8 protein-coding genes are annotated in these 24,443 nt (G+C 65.3%); 3 read left to right on the top strand and 5 right to left on the bottom strand.

The genetic code is table 11. The features are described 5' to 3' along the window. Positions 1 to 175 precede the first annotated feature (175 nt). The 3 genes from ACT9AS_RS08605 to ACT9AS_RS08595 are packed head-to-tail and all read left to right on the top strand — an operon-like array spanning position 176 to position 4,762. The gene (locus tag ACT9AS_RS08605) at positions 176 to 2,521 is read left to right on the top strand and encodes a hypothetical protein (RefSeq protein WP_445099696.1); all 2,346 of its coding nucleotides are present in this window, start codon (positions 176 to 178) and stop codon (positions 2,519 to 2,521) included. A gap of 8 nt (positions 2,522 to 2,529) precedes the next feature. Further along, entirely contained in the window at positions 2,530 to 3,756 is a 1,227-nt protein-coding gene (locus ACT9AS_RS08600; protein WP_445099695.1) for a BamA/TamA family outer membrane protein, read from the top strand. 19 nt (positions 3,757 to 3,775) lie between these two features. Continuing rightward, positions 3,776 to 4,762: a haloacid dehalogenase-like hydrolase gene (locus tag ACT9AS_RS08595; protein WP_445099694.1), complete on the top strand. Its 987-nt coding sequence runs from the start codon at positions 3,776 to 3,778 to the stop codon at positions 4,760 to 4,762. A gap of 48 nt (positions 4,763 to 4,810) precedes the next feature. Here the strand turns inward: ACT9AS_RS08595 and ACT9AS_RS08590 are convergent, their stop codons facing one another. From ACT9AS_RS08590 to ACT9AS_RS08570, 5 genes are all read right to left on the bottom strand, one after another. Further along, positions 4,811 to 5,938 (bottom strand): porin, encoded by a 1,128-nt coding sequence (locus ACT9AS_RS08590; protein ID WP_445099693.1) that lies wholly within the window; start codon positions 5,936 to 5,938, stop codon positions 4,811 to 4,813. 29 nt (positions 5,939 to 5,967) lie between these two features. Beyond that, positions 5,968 to 6,756: a hypothetical protein gene (locus tag ACT9AS_RS08585; RefSeq protein WP_445099692.1), complete on the bottom strand. Its 789-nt coding sequence runs from the start codon at positions 6,754 to 6,756 to the stop codon at positions 5,968 to 5,970. A gap of 862 nt (positions 6,757 to 7,618) precedes the next feature. Continuing rightward, positions 7,619 to 11,350 (bottom strand): hypothetical protein, encoded by a 3,732-nt coding sequence (locus tag ACT9AS_RS08580; protein WP_445099691.1) that lies wholly within the window; start codon positions 11,348 to 11,350, stop codon positions 7,619 to 7,621. Between the two features lie 8 nt (positions 11,351 to 11,358). Next, positions 11,359 to 23,886: a DUF7507 domain-containing protein gene (locus ACT9AS_RS08575; RefSeq protein ID WP_445099690.1), complete on the bottom strand. Its 12,528-nt coding sequence runs from the start codon at positions 23,884 to 23,886 to the stop codon at positions 11,359 to 11,361. Positions 23,887 to 24,023: 137 nt separating this feature from the next. Continuing rightward, positions 24,024 to 24,431 carry a hypothetical protein gene (locus ACT9AS_RS08570; protein WP_445099689.1) on the bottom strand — a complete coding sequence of 136 codons (408 nt, stop codon included), beginning with the start codon at positions 24,429 to 24,431 and terminating at the stop codon, positions 24,024 to 24,026. Between the last annotated feature and the right edge of the window lie 12 nt (positions 24,432 to 24,443).

Raw genomic sequence — 24,443 nt, 5'->3', positions numbered from 1 at the left:
TGATGTACCCGGCGCCAGCACATCTCCACGAACCCTCAACCAATGCGTGAGGTCGACCATGAATAGACCAGGTCTATTTGGATGCGCATTGGCGCTCTGGCTGCTGTTAGCGCCCTCGATGGAATCTGCGAAGGCGACTGGTACCCCGGCGTCACCCGCGCAGGTTACGGCGGACGTGCCCAAGGTCGATGCTCGACCGTTTCCGCGTGACTTCCTGGTGAACGGGACCGCCTTTCAGATCCACCAACCGCAACTGGAAAGTTGGAAGGGAAGCCAGTTGCGAGGTCATGCCGTGATGTCAGTGCAAACCGCTGCGCGCGCCGGGTCAGACGAGAAGCGGCAGGACGGCCGAGACTACGGCACGCTGACATTCGTTGCGCGCACACAGGTGGACAAGGCAGCACGTGCTGTGGTGCTTACCGATATACAGGTGGAGGAGGCTGCATTTCCCACTGCGTCCGACAGGCAGGCGGCGTACCTGGATCTGGCGCGAAAGCAGCTGCATCGAAACAGTACGTTGACGATTTCACTGGACCAACTCGAATCCGCGTTGGCGATTGGCGCGACGGAACGCTCGGAGCAATCGCGGCCCGTGCGCAACGAACCCCCGGAGATAATCTTCAGTACGTCGCCTTCCGTGCTGGTACTGGTGGACGGGCAACCGGTACTTAAGCCCGTCGCGGCCTCCGGGGTACAGCGGGTGCTCAATACTCGTTCGCTGTTGTTGAAGCACGACGGGAAATTCCACCTTTCAATTGGGGGGCATTGGGCTGACGCCACTGCGCTCGAAGGTCCATGGGCACCGGAGGCCGAGCCGGAGGCGGCGGTCGCCGCCGCCGGGAGGCAGGCAGTGAATGCACGTCAGGTGGATAGCCTGGGCCAACCGCCCCAGGCGTTGAAGGAAGTCTTCGCGGAAGGAGACTGGCCAGAGGTGTTTGTCCGCACGAGTCCCGCCGAACTCATCTCCGTACAGGGCGATCCGCAGTTCGTCGGTATCCCGGGTACACAGCTCAGCTACATCACCAACACCGGCGCCGACGTGTTCGTGGACGGTGCCGCCGAACATCGTTGGTACGCATTGGTGTCTGGCCGATGGTTCAGCGCAGCCGGGAGTCATGGCCCATGGAGTTACGTGCGGGCCCGGAGCCTGCCAACGGATTTCTCGAAGATCCCGCCGGACAATCCAAAGAGCGGCGTGTTGGCGTCAATCCCCGGCACGCCCGAGTCCAAGGAAGCACTGATATCCAACAGTATTCCGCAGATGGCCACCGTAGATCGCGGTGAGGCGCAGTTGGCCGTGAGTTACGACGGACCACCGGATTTTGAGCCAATCACCGGTACCGCGCTGCAGTATGCGCGTAACACTCCGACGCCCGTAATCGAAGTGGATGCCACCCACTTCTACGCCGTCGACAAGGGTGTTTGGTTCAGCTCAGGCACTGCATCAGGTCCCTGGAGTGTCGCCACCAGCGTGCCGGCCGTGATCTACAGCATCCCCACCAGCTCGCCGCTGCACTATGTGACCTACGTTCGCGTCTATGGCCAAGAAGGAAACAAGGTGTACGTGGGCTACACACCTGGTTACTACGGTACGGTGGCGGCCGAGGGCGTGGTGGTCTATGGCACCGGCTATCCGTGCACGCCATGGATCGGCACCTATTGGTACGGCTGTCCGCCCACCTACGGCATGGGCGTGTATTTTGGCTGGAATCCGTGGGTCGGCTGGAGCTTCGGCTGGGGGTGGGGCTGGTACGACGGCTGGTACGGACCCTACAGCCCTTGGTGGGGGCCTTGGTATGGCCCCGCCTATGCGTGGGGTTGGTGGAGCGGCGGTGCAGCTGCCTGGAATGTCTACGGGCATTGGGGCAATGCCGCGGTACGTGGCACCGCGGTGGCATGGGCCAATCCCTGGACCGGCAATGTGGGACGCGCGGCGCGCGGCGGCTTTTACAACGAGACCACCGGTGGACGGGGTGCAGGTCGCGCCGGCGTCAATACCAACGCGTACACCGGGACCACTGTCGCAGGCGTGCAAGGCATTCGATACAACCCGAAGACGGGGCGCGTCGTTGCCGGCGGCGGTGCCGCGGCCGTGAATCCATACACCGGTCGGGCAGCGGGGATCGGTGAACGCACCGTGGTCAATCCTGAAACCGGTCGCGTGACACGGGCCGCGGGTGGGTTCCATTACAACGCCGACACCGCCAGCCTTCATCACGGCGGCGTAGTGGACGTCAATGACAACATTTATGCGGGACATGACGGCCACGTCTATCACTATGACGAGGGCCAGTGGAGCAGGGTGACGCGACCGGACCCCTCACAGACCTTGAGCGGGCAAACGCGTGACATGTTGGATCAGGATCGTCTCGCACGGGAGCGCGGCAGAGAACGCGTCAATGGGCACCAGCCGTTGACAGCCGAAACACCGCATCCACGGAACCAAGCGCGGCCCGTAGGTGGTTTCCGGCCTGCACTGGGCGGTGGTGGCGGGCGCTTCGGCGGCTTTCGGCGTCGGTGAGGCATGTCATGCGCACGCGTCGCTTCAGCGGACTCTATCGCTGGCTGTGCGCAGCAACGTTGATGGTGCTGGCAGGTAGGGTGTTCGCACAGGTGCCGCAGGATAACGAACCGGTAACCACGGATGATGCCGTGACTCTCAATGATGGAGACGACCGGGATGCCGGGGAAGGCGGCGAGGACGGCGCGTTCGATATGTCCAGCTGGCTGCTGGAGCATAAGGGCGGCTTCCTTCCGGTGCCGATCATTGTCACGGATCCAACCTTGGGTGAAGGCGGTGGGCTCGGGCTGGCGTTCTTCAGGCCGCCGGCCGGCGGCCTGAAGTCGCGCACCGACGCGGAAGGCAACGCGCAAATGATCATGCCCGACATCTATGCGGTTATGGCCATGCGGACCTCCAATGGATCCGAGGTCTACGGGGCGGGAGCACAACTGCACTTCAAGGAAGACAGCTGGCGTTACAGCGGCGGCATCGCCAAGACGTCGATCAACCTCGGCTTCCATACACCTGGTGACATCCTGTTGCCGTCCCGGGAAATTGGTTACAACACCGACGGCGTCGTCTCGCTGCAGAAGGTGTCACGGAGAATCGGCGGGAATGACATCCTCGTGGGTCTGGCGTGGATATACATGGACATGGACGTGTCCTTCGATGTTGACGACGATCGCCTGTTCTTCGATGACGGGCAGCTGGCCAGCACGAGCTCTGGTATCGGCCTGTCGATCGAATACGACACCCGCGACAACTCATTCACACCATCGCGCGGCTGGCTCGGAATGTTGGAAGCCAACGCGTATGACGACTTCATCGGCAGTGACAGCGACTTCCAGAGCTACCGCACCCATGTATACGGCTACATGCCGATCGGCGAGCGCGTCGTGCTCGGTGGTCGGGTCGACATACGCTGGGCCAATGGGGATATCCCGTTCTACCGCCTGCCGTATATCGACCTGCGCGGTATAGGCGCTGCCCGTTACCAGGACCGCCGTGCCGCCGTGCTGGAAACCGAGGTGCGCTACAACCTGACGCCGCGCTGGGCGCTGGTCGGCTTCGCCGGTGCAGGCCGGACCTGGGGTCGCCACAACAGTTTCGGCGACGGCAGCGACAAGGTGGCCAAGGGCACTGGCTTCCGCTACCTGCTTGCGCGAAAGCTCGGTCTTTACGTCGGTGTCGACTATGCCTGGGGACCGGAGGACGAAACCTTCTATTTACAGATTGGAAGCGCGTGGCGTTAGCCATGCAAAGGAGCAGTCCATGAAGCGACTTTTTCTGCAGCTTGCTTGCGTTCTGATGTTGTCGATGCTCCTGTCGCCGGCATGGGCCGTCGACCCATTGCCGTCATGGAAGGACGGCCCTTCACGACGCGCCATCGTGACGTTCGTGGAAGCAAGCACCCAAGCCGGGGCTCCTGGTTTCATTCCGGTGGAGGACCGCATCGCCACCTTCGACAACGACGGGACGCTGTGGTCGGAGCAGCCGGTCTATTTCCAGGTGTTCTTCGTTATCGACCGCGTCAAGGCGCTTGCTCCCGAGCACCCCGAATGGAAGGACACTGAACCCTATCGCTCGCTGATGGCCGACGACCTGTTCACGGCAATGGCTTCGGGGGAGGATGGGCTGATGGAAGTGCTGGCCGCCACGCATGCCGGCATGAGCGTCGAGGAGTTCTCCACGCAGGTGCGCGAGTGGATTGCAAGTGCGCGCCACCCGAGTACGAATCTTCCGTACACCGCGATGATCTACCAGCCCATGCGCGAGCTGCTCGACTACCTGCGCGCGAATGGCTACAAGACCTATATCGTCTCCGGCGGCGGCCAGGCGTTCATGCGGCCATGGACGGAGGAGGTCTATGGCATCCCGCCGGAGCAGGTCATCGGCAGCTACAGCGAGCTCGAATACACGGTCAGGCAAGGCAAGCCGGTGCTCATGAAACTGCCAAAAGTAGGCCTGGTGGACGACAACGTGGGCAAGCCGGTCGGGATCCAGCGTTTTATTGGCCGCCGACCAGTGTTCGCCTTCGGGAATTCCGATGGCGACCTGCAGATGCTGCAGTGGACCATGGCAGGGAAAGGGCCGCATTTCGCCGGTATCGTTCATCACACCGATAGCGAGCGGGAATGGGCCTACGATCGCACCTCCAAGATCGGAAAGCTGGACAAGGCGCTCGATGTCGCGGCCGAGAATGGTTGGACAGTAGTGGACATGGCGAAGGAATGGTCTCAAGTCCATCCAGAACCGTAACCGTGCGACGACCGCTCATCTGTACTTGCGATGGCGACGTGCTCGTTGCTACCAGGAGAATTGTAGCCGCGCCTCCAGGACGTTCGGATCGTCGTCGAGCCCTTGGCGCCTGCTGTCGACCTGTACGTAGTTCAGCATGAACTTGAAGTTCTTGCGCCAATACCAGTTCACCCCCACCGTCAGCGCATCCATCCGGCCGCCCTCGACGGCGCCGTCGTCCAGGTTGATGGTGTCGTAGCGCAGGCCCAACTGCCACATGCCGCGGTTGGGGTTTCCTGGCTTGGCAGTGCCGGGTGTACCTGCCTTGTAACTCCAGCCTTCGCCGGTCAGGTTGTAGACCGCGCTGAGATAGCCGCTGGTTGCATGGTAGTCGGCATCGTCATACCGGCTGACGTCGGCATGCATGTATTCACCCTGCAGCTTGAACGGTCCACGTGCCCAGAAGGCCTCCAGCCCGGTGGTCGCCAGGCGGTCCGTATCGCGCAGATTGCCGGTATCGACCAGCCGCACCTCGGTGAGGTCGGCCTGCGGGCGCGTACGCAGGCGCAGAGTGTCGGCGTCGGTATCCTGATTCGCGTAGGAAAGTCCCAGGTGCAGGAGGCTGTCGCCATTGTTGATGGGGGCGAACGTGCCGCGCATGCTGTACCCGCTGCCGTGGGCGCCGTCGCTGGTCAACTCGTGTCCGAAGCCGCTGACGGTGATGCTCCAATCGTCCGTAGAATAGCCATAGGCCGCGCCGAGCCGACGCGATACCGCAAAGGTGTTGGTAGTCATCGCCTTGGAAATGAAATCGCTGTTTCTGGTCGATGACAACTCTTCCAAACCGCTGGGCTGCTTGAACTGGCCGACAGTCATGCCGTGTCCGCTACCGCTGTCATAGCCGACGTTGACGTCGAGCCACTCGTCCTCATTGACGTCGTAGCCGACCACCCAGTCGAAAGCTCCCGAGCTTTCGCCCTTGAGCACGATCTCGGCGCGACGCAGTCCGTGGTCGTTGTCATTGCCACCGCCGAGGTCGGCCACATCGTCGTCATACCAACTGCTGTCGGCTTGGACCATGCCTTCCAAGCTGACTTCAAAGTCACCAACCGTACCGAGCAGGACGTCCGCTTCGACCAATGACGGAAGGGCGATGAGCAGCAGCGCGACAAGGCGGTGGTGCTGCGGATTTTTCATGACGTCAGTCACCCGCGTATCGTTCCCGGTCAGAACTCGAAGCCATAGCCAATCAGCGGGCCACTCAGATCCAGAGTCAAGTCCGCATTGTCGCTATCGAGTTTGGCTTGCATGTAGCGATAGCCGAACAGCCAACCACCGTTGCCGGTGCGGTACCGGGTCATCAGGGACGCGCTCCATGTGTTGTCAGTTTCGCCCGCCGAAGCGTCCGCGCGCGCAGTCAACTCCCATCGCTCCGATAGCCGCCACGCGTAGCGGCCACCCAGTAGAAGATCGACATAGGTATTACCGGTATCCAGCGTTCGCGGGACGAAGGTTGGATTTTCCGGCGTGAAGCGCGTGGTGAGATCCACGTCGATGTAGCGGATGCCACCGTACACATCCAAACCCGTGTAGCGGTCGCCTGCGCGCACGGAAACTGCGGCATCCAGCACTCGCGCATCCAAGTCAGTTTCCGTTGTCATCACGCGCCGCTGCGAACTGTCGGCCAGGCCCAGGTAAATGAAGTCCGCGAAGACACCATAACGATCGTTGCGACCTTCCACCCGCATCATGAACACACCATCTAGCTTGTCGACGACGTCCGAGAACGATACGTCGCTGCCAGCTTCCGTAGGAGGTCGGACAGTGCGCATGTCGGTGCCAATACTTGCAGCCCAAGCGTAGGGTTCGACCATCCAGGTCCAGTCACGATCCTGGGCAGCGGCAGGAATGGAAACGGTGGAAAGCGCGAGGATTACGAGCAGCAAGGTGTGCGTCGGTACGGCTCGTTTCTTTAGTGCGCGTTGAAATGTAGAAGCAATGTCTGCACCACTCATGGGTTGTGCCTCCTTGGGGTCGGAGTTGCGTTGCTGGCGCGCACCCGGGGAGGGGTGGGTACGCGCCAACAACGCGCGAACAGCCTTTGGCTGTCCATAGAGTGCAACTGGTGAGTGCGATCGTGAGGGCTGTACAACCTGACACGTCACATCAGTAACATTCATCTGACGCAGCAGCGATGAGTTAGTGAATCTTGCAACGACCGCCGATAGCCTGCCACCGCAAAAATACTGAGTGGAGGTGCGAATAAATGCTGTGCCGAACAGACGGATACCTTGCTATCCGTGTTTGAGGCATCGGTTCGAGCAGGTCTTGTCACAAATGGAGGCGGTAGATTGCCCCGTCGCCAAACTGCATCAACGGGTCACGACGGCCCGTCGCTACTGTGATGCATCGAATGCGACTTGGTCGTATATCCAAAGTCTTCTGAAGAAGGAGCGCACTGTGTGCGAATGGGCGATTGTGCCAATACTCCGGGTTCCATCGATCGCGTCGAACATTTCCTTCTCCCGTGCATCGATCGGAAGATGGAGGTCAGGGTAGGGATGGTTCTGGTTGATGAGGACCGCTGCCACGCCAGCTGGAAGCCGCTCCCCGATGCAGACCGTGTCCGCCACGCGGATTGGGACGTATTCCCTCCAGCGGTCGCCATCGAAATGAATTGGCTGGGCGTCTCCCGGGTAGTCGTCTCGGAACAGGCTGGCGCTATGTCTGATGACGTCTCAAGCTCGCATCGGCACCTTTGCTGGCACGGCGGTCGGCACATTGCCAATCGCGGGGAAGTCATTGGATGGTGCATCGGCCAGCAGTGACACTGCTACCGCAAAAGTACTGATGGGCATAGGCATAAATGCTTGTTTGTCAGTAGGTTCCCACCATGTTGAGGAACCAGCCCTTGTGGTCGTAATCGAAGTCGGTCAGGTCGTCACTGAACTCGGTGAAGTTGTAGCCCACGCCGATGCGGAAGTTGCGGCCGATGTCGCGGTCCAGTCCCAGCAGCCACCCGGTCCGGGTACCGCCCTGGTCGACATCCAGCCACCGGTACTCGGCAAGCGCGTGCCACTTGTAGATGACTTCGTAGCGCAATTGCAGCGCGGCGAAACTGGTGGCCGAATCGAACCACGCGCCGGTGCCGCGGCCATAGCGGACTTCACCTTCGCGACGTGCAAGCTTGGCTGCCACTTCCCAGTTCCGATCGTGGCGATACACACCCTCGACCGACAGCACTTGCGTCTTCTGGTCGTAATCGTTGCCACCTTCCTGACCCAGGCTCGAGAGGTCGTACAGGTAGGTGTAGCGGCCGAATAGTTCCCAGCGAGTACTCTCCAGCGGCCGCCACGCAAAGCCGGCGTTGCCCTCGATGAAGCGTGCATCGGCCAACGGATCGAGGTTGTCCCCGGTATCGGCATAGTTGAGTCGCGCGGCGATGCGGAAGCTCTCGGTCAGGTTGTGCAACAGCCGGTTGGTGCTGACCCATTGGTCGCGGTCCTCTGCGCCGCGGTCGCGGCGGTACTCCAGTTTGCTTTGCCAGTCCGTGTCGGCCGAGGTTCGTCCGCCGTTGAGGCTCACTGCGCTGCGGTCGACCCTGCCGCCATCGATATTGGTCAGTTCGCCATCCTGGAGCGTGAAGCCGAGGTTCCAGCCCAGACCCGGGTAGAAGTCCATGCCGAAGGTGTTGGCCAGGCCGGAGGATCCGTCCGGGTCCTTGAGGAACTGGCTTTCGTTGAACAGGTTGACCTGCTGCGACAGGCGCCAGCGTTGGCCCAGCGTCCAGCCGTTCTGCCGGTTTGGGTTGAACAGCGAGTCGTAGGGGGTGGTGTCGGTCGACCAGCTGTAACTGCCGTACAGCGAATGATCCGGTTGCAGGCGGTACTCGGCGGTGAGGGTCGCGGCATCGCCGCGGTCGCCCGTGCTGACCTCGCCACCCACCGACGAGCGGTCGCCGAACAGGTATTGGCCACCGAACGCGAACATGTCGTTGTCGGCGTAGCCCCCATGGTCGTCGTCGAGCGTCAACTGGGCCAGGCCGTAGAGTTCCAGGCTGGTGCCGAAGCGATGACGGTACTGCACCGCGCCGAGCAGGCCGGCGGCTTCAATGCCATCGCGTTCCTCCTCGACCCTGCGCACTTCGGTACTGAACGTGCCGTCGTCGTTGATCCGCCACTCCACCAGCGCCTGGGCCTGTACCAGTGCATCGGGGCCACGCTCGGCCTCGCTGTAGCGCGCGTAAAGCTTGAAGTTGGGCGTGAACCAGCCCAGTACCTCGGCACCGTACTCGGTGACGTCCTCGCCCGGGTCGTAGCGGCTGATCGAGAAGCCGGAGCCGACTTCGCGCCACCATGCGCCCGCGCTCCAGTCCTCCCGGGTCCAGCCCAGTTCCTTGAAGTTGGCACGCGCCTCCAGCGAGCGGGCTTGGCCCTCGCGCGGTCCCACAGGATTGGTGCGGGTAAAGCTCAGGCCGCCGTTGTCGGAAAAGAACACCGGCGCGCTGAGCGATTCGGTCTGCGCGTATTCCAGTTTCAGGTAGGTGCCCTTGCCCGCTTGCAGGGTGAGGTCACCGGCGGCGAGCGTGTAGTCCTCTCCTGCACGGTTTTCGTCGACGTAGGTCAGGCCCACGCCGATGTGGTCGCCGAACCAGTGTTTGCCTCGCACGCCGGAGGTGACGTCGTCGGCATCGAACTCGGTGGGTATCCACTCGTAGTCCACCAGCAGCCGTTGCTCGAACCCGTCCAGCGGCGTGTCGCGGGTCAGGGTGGGGACGTTCTCGCGCGTCACCTGCGCCAGCGGCCGGGTCAGCAACAGTCGTCCCTGCAGCGTGTCGATCTCGTAGTCGGTGCCACGCAGCAGGACTACCCGGTTCTCCACGCGGCCGGTGGTGGTGTCGCGGATCTCCAGCACCACCTCGTCCGAGCCGGGCAGGATGTCGGTGTGGCGAAGGTAGTACAGGCTGCCGCCGGTGCCGATGAACTCGCTGTGCCCCGGCGCTGTCTCGGCCTGTGACCCGAATGCGCGCAGCTCGGTGCCCGGGTCGCCCCAGCGGTTGGTCGCCTGCGAGCGCCAGTTCAGCGCGGCGCCATACAGCGAGCGTACGTACTGGGCGTACTCGGTGCCGGTGAGGCCGGTGGCGAAATTGCCCCACAGCGCCTGGTTCTTGTCCCAGTCCACCCGCAGGTAGAAGTGACCCATCGTGTCGACATCGCGCCAGACGGTGGAATCGTCGCCGTAGGTCGGGTAGTACAGGTCCGGGTCCAGGCGACGGAAGATGTCCTGCGGATAGGCTTCACCGAAGCCGTCGAACAGATGTTTCAGATCGCGTTCGGTGGTGTCGGCCTGGGCGGTGACCAGGTACTTGCCGTCGAGCTTGGCCTTGCCGTAGAAGGCCAGGCGGCCGTCGCTGATCACGTCGTCGTCGTAGCGGGCATCGACGGCGGCGCGATCGACCGATCCGCTGACGTCGTTCTGCGCGATGGTGACGTCGGCGATGCCGACGCCGAAGAAGTACTCGCCGGTCACGTCCACGCCGAGCGTGTGTTCGTAGTCGCCCTCGGGGCCGGTGAGGGCGATGTCGAATTCATGCAGGCCCACCGGGACGAGGTACTCGGCCACGAACTTGCGGTCCATGTCGACCGGATAGCTGTCGCCATCGATGGTCAACGCGGCCCGGTCGGGCAGGTTGCGGCCCTGGATGCGGATGCGCGAGCCATACAGCACGATGTTCTGCTGACGCAGCCCGTTGTCGGCGAAGACGGTGTCCAGCAGTCGCTGCGATTCGGCCTGATCGGTGCTGAGCGAGGTGCCCAACGAGCGCTCGGTGGCCTCGCGCAGGCGCTGGTTGCCGCTTTCGGCCTCCTCGGGTAGTACCAGCTGCATCTTCTGCGGCCAGGTTTCGTCATAGGCGCCGTCCTTGCCGTACGCGCGCAGCACGTAGACCAGCTCGTCGCCGGTGCGGTAGCGATGGCGGTCGGGCAGGGTTCCATCCCATTCGCCTTCGGCGACGGCGGCGACTTCCAGCGGCATCGTGGCGAGCGGCTCGATCAGGTCGACGTCGCTGGCCCGATAAATCGATATCTCGTAGCGTTCGACGAACGCGGTGTAGTTGCCGCGCGCATAGAACCGCACGGGTTTGGTCACGCGCTGGCCGTCGAAGGGCACCAGCGACGTGGCCGAGATCGACAGTTCGGGCCGGCCCAGGTCGGGGTCCTCGGTGGCCCAGATGACGCCGCCATCGGGCAACGCCACCGAGAAGCGACCCAGCGCGACCGCTTCGCCCGGCCGCTCGCGGGTGATGGTGACGCGCCGATCGGGCGCAAGAGCAGGGCTGGTGGTCGGTGTTCCGGGGGACGTGACGGGCTGGTCCTCGCTGCGCGTGCGCAGTTGCAACAAGACGCCTTCCTCGCTGGAGCATCCCTCATCGGTGCAATCGGGTGCGGGCGGCGCATCCGCTGGCAGTGTCTGTGCCGATACGCCTGCGGCTCCGGGAGGATCCTGCCGGACCGGATCGCCATCCTGCACGACGTCGCCGGCTTGCTGCGCGAGCACGTTCGGCGCGGTGCCGGCAAGCACGCCCAGCAGGGCCACGTCCAGAAGCTTCATGCGGAGGTTCACGGTCCGACCTCCCCTTGTGGCGCCTCGAGCGGGGCATCGGGATCGGGCCGCACTTCCACCCTCAGGCGCTGGCGCGCGTCCGGTGGAAGCCGCCGGACCAATGCTTCATGGACGGCACTGGCGCGGCGCAGGCCAAGCGCCGCGTTGTACTCGCGGCTGCCGCGACGGTCCGCGTGGCCGATGATGGACACCGTGTCGCCACCGCTGCTGGCCAGCACCCTGGCAACTTCGTCGAGCAAGGCATCGAAGCGCGGTTGTATCGTGGCCCTGTCGGTGTCGAACAGCAGCGTGCCCAGCACCGGCCCGCCTTCGGCCACGCCTGCGACCAGCGACGCGGGATCGTCGGCATCGGCGCGAACGCTCAGTGCCACCTGTCCGCGCAGCGGGTCTTCCAGGCGCTCGTCCAGCAGCGTGCCCACAGCGTTGGCCCGGGCGAAGGCCAGTGCTTCGGTTTCGCCGTCGGAAGTGATGACGACTTCGCCGCCGCCATGCTGCTCCACCTGCTCGACCATGCTGTCGATCACCGGCAGGTAGTGCGGCTGCACCTGCGCACTGCCTGGGGCGAACAGCACCGCGCCGATCTCCATCTCGACGACCCGGCTGCCACGGATCGGCTGCTCCGGCAGGCGCACGCCGAAGTCGAAGCGGGTCGGTACGCCGCCGGTGACACGGCGCACCTTCGGGTTCTCGGTGGTCAGCTCCGCGGCGGGGGGCAGCGTTGCCGTATCGACCTTGAGGATGAAGTTGCGACCGCGTGCCGACTGGCCGGCATCGATGCCGACCAGGTGGTAGCGCCCGTACTGGTCGGTTTCCATGAGAAGGCCTTCCACCGATGCGATGCGCACGCCCGGGATGCCGCGTTCGGCGATGCCTTCGTTGCGCACCACGTACGCGACTTCGTAACCGTCGGCGGCCTGCACCACCTCGCGCTCCACGGTTGGCGCCGCGGCGGTGAGGCCCTTGGCGGCGTCGTCGTCCTTCTCCACGGTGGTGCTGCCGTCGGCGGCCATGCGCACGGTGGCGCCTTGGCTGTTGGTGAGCACGAAGTCATCGGTGAAGGCGAGTTCGTGCAGGTGCTGGCGGATGACCACCTGGTGCGCGGAGGCCGGGTCGGCCACCGACTGTCGGCCCTCGATGCGGTCCAGGTCGATGCCGTGAAGCAGCGGGGCACTGGCATCCGGCTTGGGTTGCGGGCCGTCACCACGATCGATTGTAGTCGAACCGGCGATGTAGGCGCCCGGTGCGAAGCCACCCTGCGCACGCACGTCGGTAAGCGAGGCACCGTCCTGCCAGCCGTCGCCATCGCGATCGTTGAAGGCGGTGCCGGAGATCAGGCTTTCATCCAGCAGCGGATCGCTGCCCAGCACCACTTCGGCCGTCGCCACGTTGGAGGCCGGGCCGTCGTAGGCGGGATCGAACGCCACGGCCCGGTTGATCTGCACACCCGGCTGCACGCCCGCGCCGACCCGCATCAGGTAGGTCAGGATGGCGCTGTTGCCGGCGGCGATATCGAGGTCGGACACTCGAAGCGGCGACGAGCCGGAAGCGGTGACGAAATCGTCGTCGTCGTCGCCCTGCAGCGAACCGTCGACGTAGGTGAATCCCGGTGCGGGCGTGTCGATCAGGTAGCCGTCGACCAGGTCGATGTCACCGGTGTTTTCCACGGTGAGGGTGTAGCGCACCAGGTCGCCAATGTTGACCTGGCGTACGCCCGCGACCTTGCTCAGGCGCAATTGCGCCGGCTCGTTCTGCACCTCGATCTCGGCTGCCGCGGTAGCGGTTACTTCGATGGTGCCAGAGACGGTGCCCGCGTTGCCTTGGGCCAGGATGGTGTTGAGCAGTATCTCCTCCCCGGAATGGACCTCGGCCTCGGTGATCACGTGCTCGTAGCTGGCGCAGGTGGCGGTCTGGCCGGGTGTCAGGACGGTCGGCGCGCACGACAGTGTGACCGGCGTACCGTTCTGGAAGGTATCGGTGACCACGACGTCCGCAAGGGTGATGTTGCCGGTATTGGTCGCGGTCACCGAGTAGGTGATCACGTCGTCGATGTTGCCCTTGCCGGGGGTGGCGTTGTCCACGATGAGCACGGCGGTCTTGGTCGCGGCGATGGCCGGGCGCTGGATGACCGGGGTGACATTGTCGGCCGCGCAGTTGGACGAGGTCGATCCGGCCGGACAGGCTTCGGGCGGCAGTGGGGGGTAGTCCGGCGGCGGCTCCGCCGACGAGGTTGCGTCGTTGACCACCTGGCCCGCGTCAGTGTCGGCCTGGACCACCGTGTAGATACCTTCCAGCGTGCACACCTCGCCCGGCGCGAGCAGCGGGCAGGTGGTGCTCGCCGGGTCGATCATCGGGTCCCTGATGATGACGTTCGCCAGCGGCACGTTGCCGGTGTTGGTCGCCGTCACGGTGTAGGTCAGGATGTCGCCGGTGCTGACCTCGCCATTGCCATCGAGGTCCTCGTAGCTGGACATCTCCTTGGCGGTTTCCAGCGACGGACGGGCGACGGTGTGGTCGGTCGAACAGGTGCCGCAGACCGGATCCGGGTCGCCGTCCGGCGGATTGGTGGGCACCACGTTGTTGACCACGACGCCGCTGGCGTCGGCGTCGACGGTCGCGGTGTAGGTCACCTCGTAGGTCCCGGGCAGGGTGCCGGCGGGCAGGGTGCAGACCAGGCTGCCGCTGCAGGTGAAGTCTCCGGCGCTGGTGACGGAACCGAAGGTAAGGCCCGGGCCGGGAGTATCGGTGAGCGTCAGCGGCTGGGTCAGCGCCGACCCCGACACTTCGACCGACAGGGTGAAGGCCAGGGTGTCGCCCGGCACCACCACGGTGCCGGATGCCGGATCGGAGGACTTGTTCACTGTCGTCGTCGCCGGTACCACCGGGTGGTCGGTGTCGCACGTGGTGCAGACCGGGTCGGGGTCCACGCCGGGGTCTTTCGATGCGATCACGCTGTTGCCGACCGAGCCGGTCGCGTCGGCATCGACGGTCGCGGTGTAGACCAACGGATAGCTGCCCTGCGCGGTGCCGGCCGGCAGCGTGCAGACCAGCGGGTTGGCGGCGTTGCAGGTGAACGCGCCCGCGTCGGTCACCGCGACGAAGGTCATGCCGTCCCCGATCGTGTCGGTCAGGGTGATCTCCTCGTGCAGGGCCGCGTTGGCAACCGTGGCGGTCACGGTGAACGTGATTGTGTCGCCGGGCGCGACTTCCTCGCCGGAGGCCGGGACGGAGGTCTTGAGTACCGTGGTCGCGGCCGGAGTGACCTGCGTGGGCGTGGTCTCGGTATCGGTCGCGGTCGGGTCCGGCGCCGGGCCGGGCGCATCGCCGGTCCCGGTGGCGGTGTTGTCGACCGTGCCGTTGGTTTCATCCGCGACGGTGATGACGTAGGTGTTGCCGGTTGCCGCGCAACTGGCCGTTTCACCCGGATCGAGCGTCGCCAGCGAGCAGTCCAGGGCGGGGAGCAGGGGGTCGCTGACCGTCACCGGGGCAAGCGAGACGTTGCCGGTGTTCTGCATGCTGAAGGCGTAGGTGATCGTGTCGCCGGCATTGCCGGTGATGCCGTCGCCATTCGTGTCGGCGACTGTTGCGGTCTTGTCCAGGACCAGGGCCGGTGCCGCGGCGATCGTCACCTGGGCGCTGGCATCGGCGCTGGTGACCGTGGCTGCGGCTGGGTCGGTGCCGGTAGCCTGGGCGGTGTTGTCGACCACGCCGGCGTTGACGTCGGCCTGGGTGACCGCGTAGTCCGTCGACGTGCAGGTTGTCGTTTCCGTCGGGGCCAGCGTCGTCACCGGGCAGCTGATCGTCGGCGGCGTGCCGGTGCCGGAGAAGACGGTTTCGTTGATCGACAGGTTGTCGATCGTGACGTTGCCGCTGTTGGTGACATCAAAGCTGTACGTCACCAGGTCGCCCGCGGCCACGGCCGTGGTCGGGGTCACCGTCTTGACCAGGGTCAGCGCCGGCGCCGCGGCGATCGTCACCTGGGCGCTGGCATCGACACTCGTCACTACCGCCGCTGCCGGGTCCGTGCCGACCGCCTGTGCGGTGTTGTCGACCACGCCGGCGTTCACGTCGGCCTGGGTGACCGTGTAGTCCGTCGATGTGCAGAGCGTCATTTCCGTCGGCGCCAGCGTCGTCACCGGGCAGCTGACCGTCGGCGGCGTGCCGGTGCCGGAGAACTCCGTCTCGTTGATCGACAGGTTGTCGATCGTCACATTGCCGGTATTGGTGACCTCGAAGCTGTACGCCACCGTGTCGCCCGCTCCCGTCGCCGTGGTCGGCGTCACCGTCTTGGCCAGCGTCAGCTCCGGATCCGCCGGCGTCAGCTCGACCGATTCGCTGTCGGCCGCGGTCACTGCCGCGCCTGTCGGCGGGTCCGCTGTCGCAGTGGCCGTGTTGTCCAGCGTGCCGCCGGCATCCTCTTCGGCCTGGGTGACAAGGTGGGTGTAATCGTCGCAGGTCGCCGTATCGCCCGGTGCCAGCGTCGTCGGCGCGCAGCTCAGTGTGGTTGGCGTGCCACCTTCGAATACGTCCGTGACCGCCAGGTTCGACAAGGTGACGTTGCCGTTGTTCTGCACTTCCACCGTGTAGTTGATGGTCTCGCCGGCATCGGCCGTCGTGTTGCCGTTCAGATCATCCAGCACCGCCGTCTTGGTCACCGTCAGCAACGGAGACGATGCGGACAGTGGCACCGATGCGTTGTCGTCCACGGTTATCGCCGCGCCCGTGGGCGGCTCCGCCGTCGCCGTCGCGGTGTTGTCCAGCGTGCCGCCGGCGTCCACGTCGGCCTGCGTGACCAGGTGCGTATACGCGGTACAGGTTGCCGTGTCACCCGGCGCCAGCGTCGTCGGCGAACAGCCCAGCGTCGTCGGCGCGCCACCTTCGAGCACGTCCGTCACTGTGAGGTTGGACAGCGTGACGTTGCCGGTGTTCTCCACCGAGACCGTATAGGTGATGATCTCACCCGCATCCGCGGTCGTGTTGCCATCCCCATCGGCCAGGTCGACCGTCTTGGTTACCGTCAGCCCGGGAGTCGAAGCCGTCAGTGGCACCGATTCGCTGTCGTCCGCAGTCACTGCCGCGCCTGTCGGCGGGTCCGCCATCGCCGTGGCCGTGTTGTCCAGCGTGCCGCCGGCATCCACTTCGGCCTGCGTGACCACATGGGTGTACGAAGTACAGGTTGCCGTGTCACCCGGCGCCAGCGCCGCCGGCGCGCAGCCCAGCGTCGTTGGCGCGCCGCCTTCGAATATGTCCGTCACCGCCAGGTTCACCAGCGTGACGTTGCCGGTGTTCTGCACTTCCACCGTGTAGGTGACGACCTCCTCGGCATCGGCCGTCGTGCTGCCGTCGGTATCGTCCAGGGTGGCGGTCTTGGTCAGCGTCAGCTCCGGCGTCGCTGCTGTCAGCGGCACCGACTCGCTGTCGGCCGCGGTCACCGCGGCACCGGTTGGCGGGTCCGCCGTCGCCGTCGCCGTGTTGTCCAGCGCGCCGCCGGCATTCACCTCGTCCTGTGTGACAACGTGCGTGTACGCCACGCAGGTCGCGGTCTGCGTCGGCTCCAGTGTTGTCGGAGCGCAGCTCAGCGCCGTCGGCGCGCCACCCTCGAACACATCCGTCACTACCAGGTTCGACAGGGTCACGTTGCCGCTGTTCCCCACCGAGACCGTGTAGGTGACGACTTCACCGGCATCCGCCGTCGTGTTGCCGTTCGGGTCGTCCAGCGTCGCCGTCTTGGTGAGGACCATCGCGGGCTCGAGGTCCACCGTGACCGTGAAGCTGGAGTCGTTGCTCGTGACCGGTGTGAGCTCGGGGGTGGTGGCGGTGGCATTGGCGGCGTTGTCGATCGAACCCTGGTCGATGTCGGCCTGGCTCACGGCATAGGTCGCGGTGCAGGTCGTCGATGCACCCGGCGCGAGCGTGGTCGCCGGGCAGGTGATCGCGGACATCGTGCCGCTGCCGGTGAACGCGACTTCGTTGATCTGGAGTGCGGCGAGGGTCACGTTGCCCTCGTTGGTGACCAGGAAACTGTAGGTCACCGTCTGGCTGGCGGCCGATACCTCGGCGGGCGATCCGCTCTTGGCGAGCGTCAGCAGCGGTTCGGACACGATGGGAACGTCCACGGCATCGTCGTCGGATACCGTCGCGTCAGTCGGATCAAGGCCGGTAGCGGTGGCTTCATTGGTTACCACACCGGCATCGACGTCGGCCTGGGTCAACGTGTAGGTGGCCGTCCCGCAGGCGGCGACTTGCCCGGGTTCCAGTTGCAGCGGCGAGCACACCAGGTCGACGCCCGGCATGAGCGCATCGGTGACGTCGACCGCGCGCAGGGTCACGTTGCCGGTGTTCTCGGCCACGAAGGTGTAGGTGACCTGGTCTCCGGAATCGGTAACGTCCGGCAGCGTGCCCAGGTTGACCGTCGGTTCGCTCGCGGTCTTGGTCAGCTCGATCGCAGGTTCGCGGTCGAGGATCACTTCGGCCGTATCGGGCTGGGAACTGATCCGGGTGCTGCCGGGCGGCGTGCCCTGGGCGGTCGCGCTGTTGGGGACGATGCCCGCGTCCATCTCCGCTTGGGTGATGGTGTGCACGCCGGTGCATGTCGTGACCGAATCCGGCGGCGTGGTCGCCGGGATTTCGGCCTTGTCGCAGACGGCAGGGGTGTCGAGGTTGGGGTCGGTGATCGCGATGTCGGCCAGCGTCACGTTGCCGGTGTTCTCGACCACGAAGGTGTAGGGGATGGTGTCGCCGGCGTCGGTCACGGCCGCGTCCGCGCCCTGGTCGACTGTGGGTGTGCCGGCGCTCTTGTCGATGGTCAGCGATTGCGTCTGCGGCGCGATGGCAACGTCGTCGGATGCGTTCTGGCTACCGCCATTCCAGCTGGCGGTGGCCAGGTTCTCGATCACCCCGTCGCCGCCGCCACGGGTGTCGAAATCCTCCTGGGTGGCGATGTAGGTCCCGGTGCAGCTGAAACCCTCGCCCGGCGCCAACGCCGCGACCGGGGTTGCCGGCGTGCAGCTCAGCGTCGCGGCGATCAGCGGGTCGACGACAGCGACGTTCTCCAGCGTGACGTTGCCGGTGTTGGTGCCGGTAATCGTGTAGACGATCGGCTCGCCGGGATTGTTGACGATTTCGATATCCGCCGTCTTGGTGAAGGCCAGTCCCGCGTTCTGGTCGATCGGGACCTGCAGCGTGTCGGTGGCAGTCACTGGGGTCGTGCCGCCGATGTCGGTCAGGCCGCTCGCGGTGGCGGTGTTGTCGAGCGGGTCGCCGGCGTCGATGTCGTCCTGGGTGACCTCGCGGGTGGTGCCCGTGCAGACCTGGTCGGCGCCGGAATCCGCGCCACCGAAGGTCACCGAAGCGCCCGGCCCCAGGCTCGCGACCGTTGGACAAGTCAGGCCGAGCATCGGATCGGAAACGCTCAGGTCATTGATGGTCACGTTGCCGTCGTTGGTGACGGTAAAGGTGTAGTTGATCGTGCCCGGCTCGGTCACCGTCGCGGGATCGGCACTCTTCACCAGGCTCATGGCCGGCAGGCGGACCGGCAGGTTGACCTCGGCCTGGTCGCTGGCCTCCAGCGTGGTGCCGCCAGGCACCTCGGCGCTGACGGTGGCTTCGTTGTCGATCTGTCCGTCACCGGGCTGGAAGTCGCTGCTGCCGGTGTCGATGTCGTCCTGGGTAACGGTGTAGACGTTGCCCGTGCAGGTGAACGTCGCGGTGTCGCCCGGCGCGAGCGATGCGATCGGATCGCAGGCAAGCCCCGGCAACAGCGGATCACTGATGGCCAGGTTCTCCAGCGTCACGTTGCCGATATTCTCGACCTGGAACGAGTAGGTGATCGGAGCGTCCGGCCCCGGAACCGAGCCGACATCGGGCGTCTTGGTCACCACCATCTGCGGCCCGCGCGGCGGCAGTTCGACCGTCCAGCTGTCGGAGTCGGTGACCGTCACCGTGTCACCACCGTCGGTGTACTCGGCCTGGCCGGTGACGGTGTTGACCAGTTCGCCGCTATCGGCGACGGGATTGCCCTGGTTGTCTATGTCGGATTGCTGCACGGCATAGGTGTTGCCGGTGCAGGTGAAGGTGGCACTGCTGTCTGGTGCCAGGCTTGGAATGACGTTGCAGGACAGGCCGCCGAGCAGCGTGTCGTCGGTGATCTGCAGGTTCAGCAGCGTGCGCGGCCCGGGGTTGTTCACCGAGAACGTGTAGGTGACGACTTCGCCCACGTCGGTGACGGAGGTCTTGTCGGCCGTCTTCACCAGTTCCGCGGTGCCCGGGCCCGGATCGACGTCGACCGTGGCGCTGTCCTCGTCGTTGATGTCCGCGCCGTCGTACGTACCGTCGGCATCGGCGGTGTTGGTGATCGCGCCGCCGGCGTCGATGTCGCCCTGGGTGACCGTGTACTGCGCGGAACAGGTGACCGAGGCCCCCGGCGCGAGGTCGGCAGGAAGCGTGTCGGCACCGCAGTCGAGCGGCCCCAGCCCCGGCAGGGGATCGGTGATGGTCACGCCGGTGAGCGTGACGTTGCCGGGGTTGGTGACGACGAAGGTGTAGGTGATGACCTGGCCGGGTTCCGTCACCGACGTGGGTGACGCGGACTTGTCCAGGTTGATGGCCGGCACGGCCAGATCGATCGCCTGGCTGGCGCTCGCGTCCGCACTGGAGGTGCCGCCATTCGGTCCGGTGCCGTCGGCGGTGGCCTCGTTGTCGATGTCGATGTCGCCGCCGCCCTGGTTGTCGATGTCGGCCTGGGTGATGAGATATCCGGTGTCGGTGCAGGCCACGTCCGCGGGCGGGGCACTTGCCCCGAAGGTGACGGTGTCGCCCGGTGCGATCGGGCCGGGGGCGGCGCAGGCCAGTCCCGGCAGCAGCGGATCGGTGATGGTGAGGGTCTCGATCGTGCTGTTGCCGGTGTTGGTCACCGAGAAGGTGTAGTCGACGGTTTCGCCCGCGCTGCCGGCGCCGCTGCCGTCGCTGTCGCCCAGATTCGGGGTCTTGGTGAAGTCGATGGTGAAGACCTGCGCCGGCAGCGTGACGTCGGCTTCGTCGCTCCCACTGACGACGGTGCCTTCGTCATCCGTGGCGCTCGTCGTCACTTGGTTGTTGATGACGCCGTCGTCCACGCCATCGCCGCTGCCACTGCGGTCGATGTCGGCCTGGGTGACGGTATAGGTTCCCTGGCAGTCGATCGTCGCGCCGGGCGCCAGCGTCGCAACCGGAATGGCCGGGGTGCAGCTCAGGGTGGCCGCGATCAGCGGATCGGTGACGGTCACGTCGTTGAGCGGCACGTTGCCGGTGTTCTGGACGCTGATGTCGTAGGTGATCACGTCGCCCGCGGCCGTGACGGTAGCGACGTCCGGTGTCTTCGTGACAGCCAGTTCCGGATCGGGCACGAAAGTGTTGCTGTAGGTGCAGGTGATCGTGCTGTCGGCGTCGGCGACGTTGATTGCCAGGCCGTTGCTCGGGTCGGTGTCGAAGCCATCGCAGGTCAAGGTGCTGTCGAAGTCGCCAGGGGCGCCGTCGGTGAAGCTTTCCGGACCGAGCGTGCCGATTTCCTCGACGAACACCTCGACCGGGCCGACCTGGTCGTTGGTCGGGAAGGTGGAACTGAACGCCGGTGTGTTGTTGGTGAAGCCGGTGGTCGCCGGGATGTCGACGGTTGCGCCCGGGCTGGGGCCCGCCCATACCTTCTGCACCACTAGCTGCGCGCTCTTGCGGTCGTTGGTCCAGGTGCAGGTGATCGGACCGTCGTCGGGGCCGACGGTCAGGGTGCCGCCAACTCCTCCCGGCCCCGGTACGAAGCCGCTGGTGTTGGTGCATCCGATGGTGATGTCGTAGTTGTTGGACGTGCCATCGAGGAAGGACTCGAGCATGTCGATGACTTCACCGGCGTACACGTCCTGCGCGGGGCCGGTTTCGGTCTGGCTGGCGCCGCCGGTGGCGGTGGACGCCAGCGGGAGCAGGCCGCCTGCCGGGCGGTCGGCCACGACCTCGATCGAGTCCCCGGCGATGGCGTTAAGCCACACTTTCTCCAGCGTCAGCGTGGTGGCGGTGCGGCTGTTGGTGTAGGTACAGACAATGTTCGCGCCCTGGTCCGCCGCCTGGATGTCCAGCGTGTTGCTGGCCTTGCCGTCGTTGCCGGACAGCGCGCCGCCGGTGCAGGCCAGCGCGACGCCATAGTTGTCCAGCAGCGCGCCGGGCATGGTCTCGGCGGGCAGGGTTGCCTGCTCGCCGGCGTAGACGGTCACCGCGGGCCCACTGTTGTTGGGCGTCGGGGCGGTGGCGGTGAACGCGTCGGTGTTGTTGAGCAGCCCGGTGGTGGCCCCGATCTGCGCCTGGTCGCCGGTGCCGCTGTTCGCACCCCAGGCCTTGGCCAGTTGGAGGGTCGCCTGCAGGCGCGTGTTGGTGAAAGTGCAGGTGATATCGGTGTCGTCGGGCCCCACCACCAGGGTATCGCCGGACAGGCCGGTGGTACCGATGCAGGCCAGTTCGCTGGCGTAGTTGGCGTCGTTCCCGGCGGTCGCGAACGTTTCGGAAAGGACCAGGGTCTCGCCCGCGTAGACCTGGAACAACGCGTTGTCGGTCTCAGTGGCCGTATCGGCTATAGAGCTCAGGACGATGGGCGAGGTTGCGCTTCCGGTCGCGGTGACGTCCACCGTCTCGCCGATCGCCGCACTCATCCAGGTCTTCTGCAAAACTAGGTTGACCGGCTTGCGCGCATTGGTCCAGGTGCAGGTGATGTCGCTGTCGGCCGGATCGATGGTCAGCGTGTTGCCACTCAAGGGCTGCGCATTGCCGGTGCACGCCAGGGTCGAGTTGTAGTTGTCCGGATTGGTTACGGTTTCGTCGATGGTGCCGGAGTCGCCGGCATACACCGTGGCCGGTCCGCCGATGGTCACGTTGTCGCCGGTAGCGTCGGCGGTCGATGGCAATGTCGAGTCGTTGGTGAATCCGTTGCTGCTGACGGTGGCGGTGTCGCCTTGCAGCGCGTCGTTCCACTGTTTGGACAGGCTCAGGGCCACCGCTTGCCGTGCGTTGGTGAACGTGCACGCTGCGTCGGTGTCGGCAGGCATGGTGAAACTGCCTGCCGTACCCGTTCCACTGGCGAGGACCGCACCATCGGAAACCTGGATGCATTCGTACTGGGTGGCGTAGTTCAGCGGGTCGCCCACGCTGAAAGCCTCGCTGATGTTGACGGTCGCACCATCAACCGCATTGGCGGTGGCATCGGTGGTGGTGGCACCTGCCGTGGAACCGCCGTCGACGCTGTCCAGGACCTCGCCCGGGTCGCCGGCAATGGACAGGGTCACGGTGTCGCCGTCGAGGGCATTCGCCCATGCCTTGGTCAGGCTGACACCGCGCGCGACAACGTGCGTCGTGCTGCAGGACGGGCATGCACCGCCGCCGGTGACGGCGTTGCCGACGCTGGCGCCCGCGGTCGTGTTGACCGTCGCTGCATAGTTGATGACGTAGTCGCCCAGCGGCGTGCCGGCGGGAATGGTGCAGGTCAGCACTTGGCCGGCCTGGCTGCACTCGGGTGGCAGCGGCGTGATGATGCTCAGCCCGGCATCGAGCGTATCGGTCAGCACGATCGGATCGGTGGTGCTGGCACCCGAAACGGTCGTGGTCAATGTGTAGGCGATCGTGTCGCCGACAGCCACTACGGTGCCGCTGGCCGGCGAGGCGGTCTTTGCGACGCTGTTGCTGGAGTCGATGACCGGCGTGATCGAGGTCGATGTGTCGTTGCCGGGAACCGGGTCGGTGACGGTACCGCCGGCGGTGACGGTGGCGGTATTGTCGACGCTGCCGGTGGCGCTCGCGTCGAGATCGCCGGTGATGGTGTAGGTCCGGCTAGTGCCGGCCGGGACGCTGCCGAAGTCGCACGCGACCAGCTGTCCGGTCACTGTGCAACTGGCACCATCGGCGCCACCGACGCTCAGGCCAGTGACCTCCGAAGGCACGGTGTCGCTCGTCGTGGCCGGTGCGTCGGAGGGACCCAGGTTGTCGACAGTGACAGTCCAGCCGAAGGGTTGGCCGGGCAGGGCGGGGTCGGGGCTGCCCGTTTTCGTGATGGACAGGTCGGCCGTCGGCTCGGCGGCGTTGGTATCGCTGGCGGTGTTGTTGCCCGTGTCCGGGTCGGGACTTGACGCGGAAACCGAGGCTTCGTTCGTCAACGGGCCAAGCGCATCCGAAGGAATGTCCGCGACCACGCTGTAGATCAGGCTGTCGCCGCCGGGCAGGCTGGGTGCGGTTTCGGCAATACTGCCGCTGCCACTGGCGTTCGGGCAGGTGGCGGTGCCCGTGGCGGTGCAGGTCCAACTGGTGAATGTCGCGGCCGGGCCAGTGGGCTCGGGGTCGGAGATCAGGACGTCGCTGGCGGCCAGCACGCCGTTGTTGGTGACAACGACGGAGTAGGTCGTGGTCGTGCCCGGAACATAGGTGGCACTGCCATCGTCCTTGGTTACCGATACATCCTGCGCCTGCACGTCGGCACAGGCCAAGGCGGTCAACAGGATGACCAGGACTACCTTTCCCATGCAGTGGCGTAGCTCTGGCATTGCGCCAATCCCCTTGCATCCTGGCCGCCGATGTCAGAACGTGGTCTGTCCCTGACGGCAGTCAAGACCCTGTGTACAACGTGACGAACGATATGCGTGGTGGTTCCACTGCCCGTTCACTCACGCTGCAGGTGCGATCGCAAACCGTCGGCGGTGTTGCGCACCACGATGAGATCGAAACGCGGCGTACTGCCACGTTTTTTCACCAGGACATCTTCGCCGTCATCCACTTCGACGTGGTAAACGTCCTTTCCGAATGTCTTCCTGAGTACATCCCGTATGATCCTCGCGGCGCTGTTCTCCGAGGTGCCTTCCGGGATGACCACCACGACGTTCGTGGCGACGCCGCCCTCGGGCACGATCGACAGTTCGATCTCGCCGTCGACCTTCGCGCGCCCATCCATCTCGATGCGCCATTTGTTGGAGGGCTTGGCCAGCGCACTGAGCGAAACCACCAACATCAGAAGGATGGCTGCCGCCATCGTCGCCACGGCGGGACGCCGGGGACCGGTTACTCCTTCCATCGTCGATCTCCC

It is taken from the genome of Lysobacter sp. F60174L2 (assembly GCF_052547135.1).
This window is presented reverse-complemented; position numbering and strand designations above follow the sequence as displayed.

Excerpts from the sequence above, each read along its gene's own strand:
- ACT9AS_RS08575 (WP_445099690.1), bottom strand. The coding sequence starts at position 23,886 with ATGGGAAAGGTAGTCCTGGTCATCCTGTTGACCGCCTTGGCCTGTGCC.
- ACT9AS_RS08595 (WP_445099694.1), top strand. The coding sequence starts at position 3,776 with ATGAAGCGACTTTTTCTGCAGCTTGCTTGCGTTCTGATGTTGTCGATG.
- ACT9AS_RS08590 (WP_445099693.1), bottom strand. The coding sequence starts at position 5,938 with ATGAAAAATCCGCAGCACCACCGCCTTGTCGCGCTGCTGCTCATCGCC.
- ACT9AS_RS08570 (WP_445099689.1), bottom strand. The coding sequence starts at position 24,431 with ATGGAAGGAGTAACCGGTCCCCGGCGTCCCGCCGTGGCGACGATGGCG.
- ACT9AS_RS08580 (WP_445099691.1), bottom strand. The coding sequence starts at position 11,350 with ATGAAGCTTCTGGACGTGGCCCTGCTGGGCGTGCTTGCCGGCACCGCG.
- ACT9AS_RS08600 (WP_445099695.1), top strand. The coding sequence starts at position 2,530 with ATGCGCACGCGTCGCTTCAGCGGACTCTATCGCTGGCTGTGCGCAGCA.
- ACT9AS_RS08585 (WP_445099692.1), bottom strand. The coding sequence starts at position 6,756 with ATGAGTGGTGCAGACATTGCTTCTACATTTCAACGCGCACTAAAGAAA.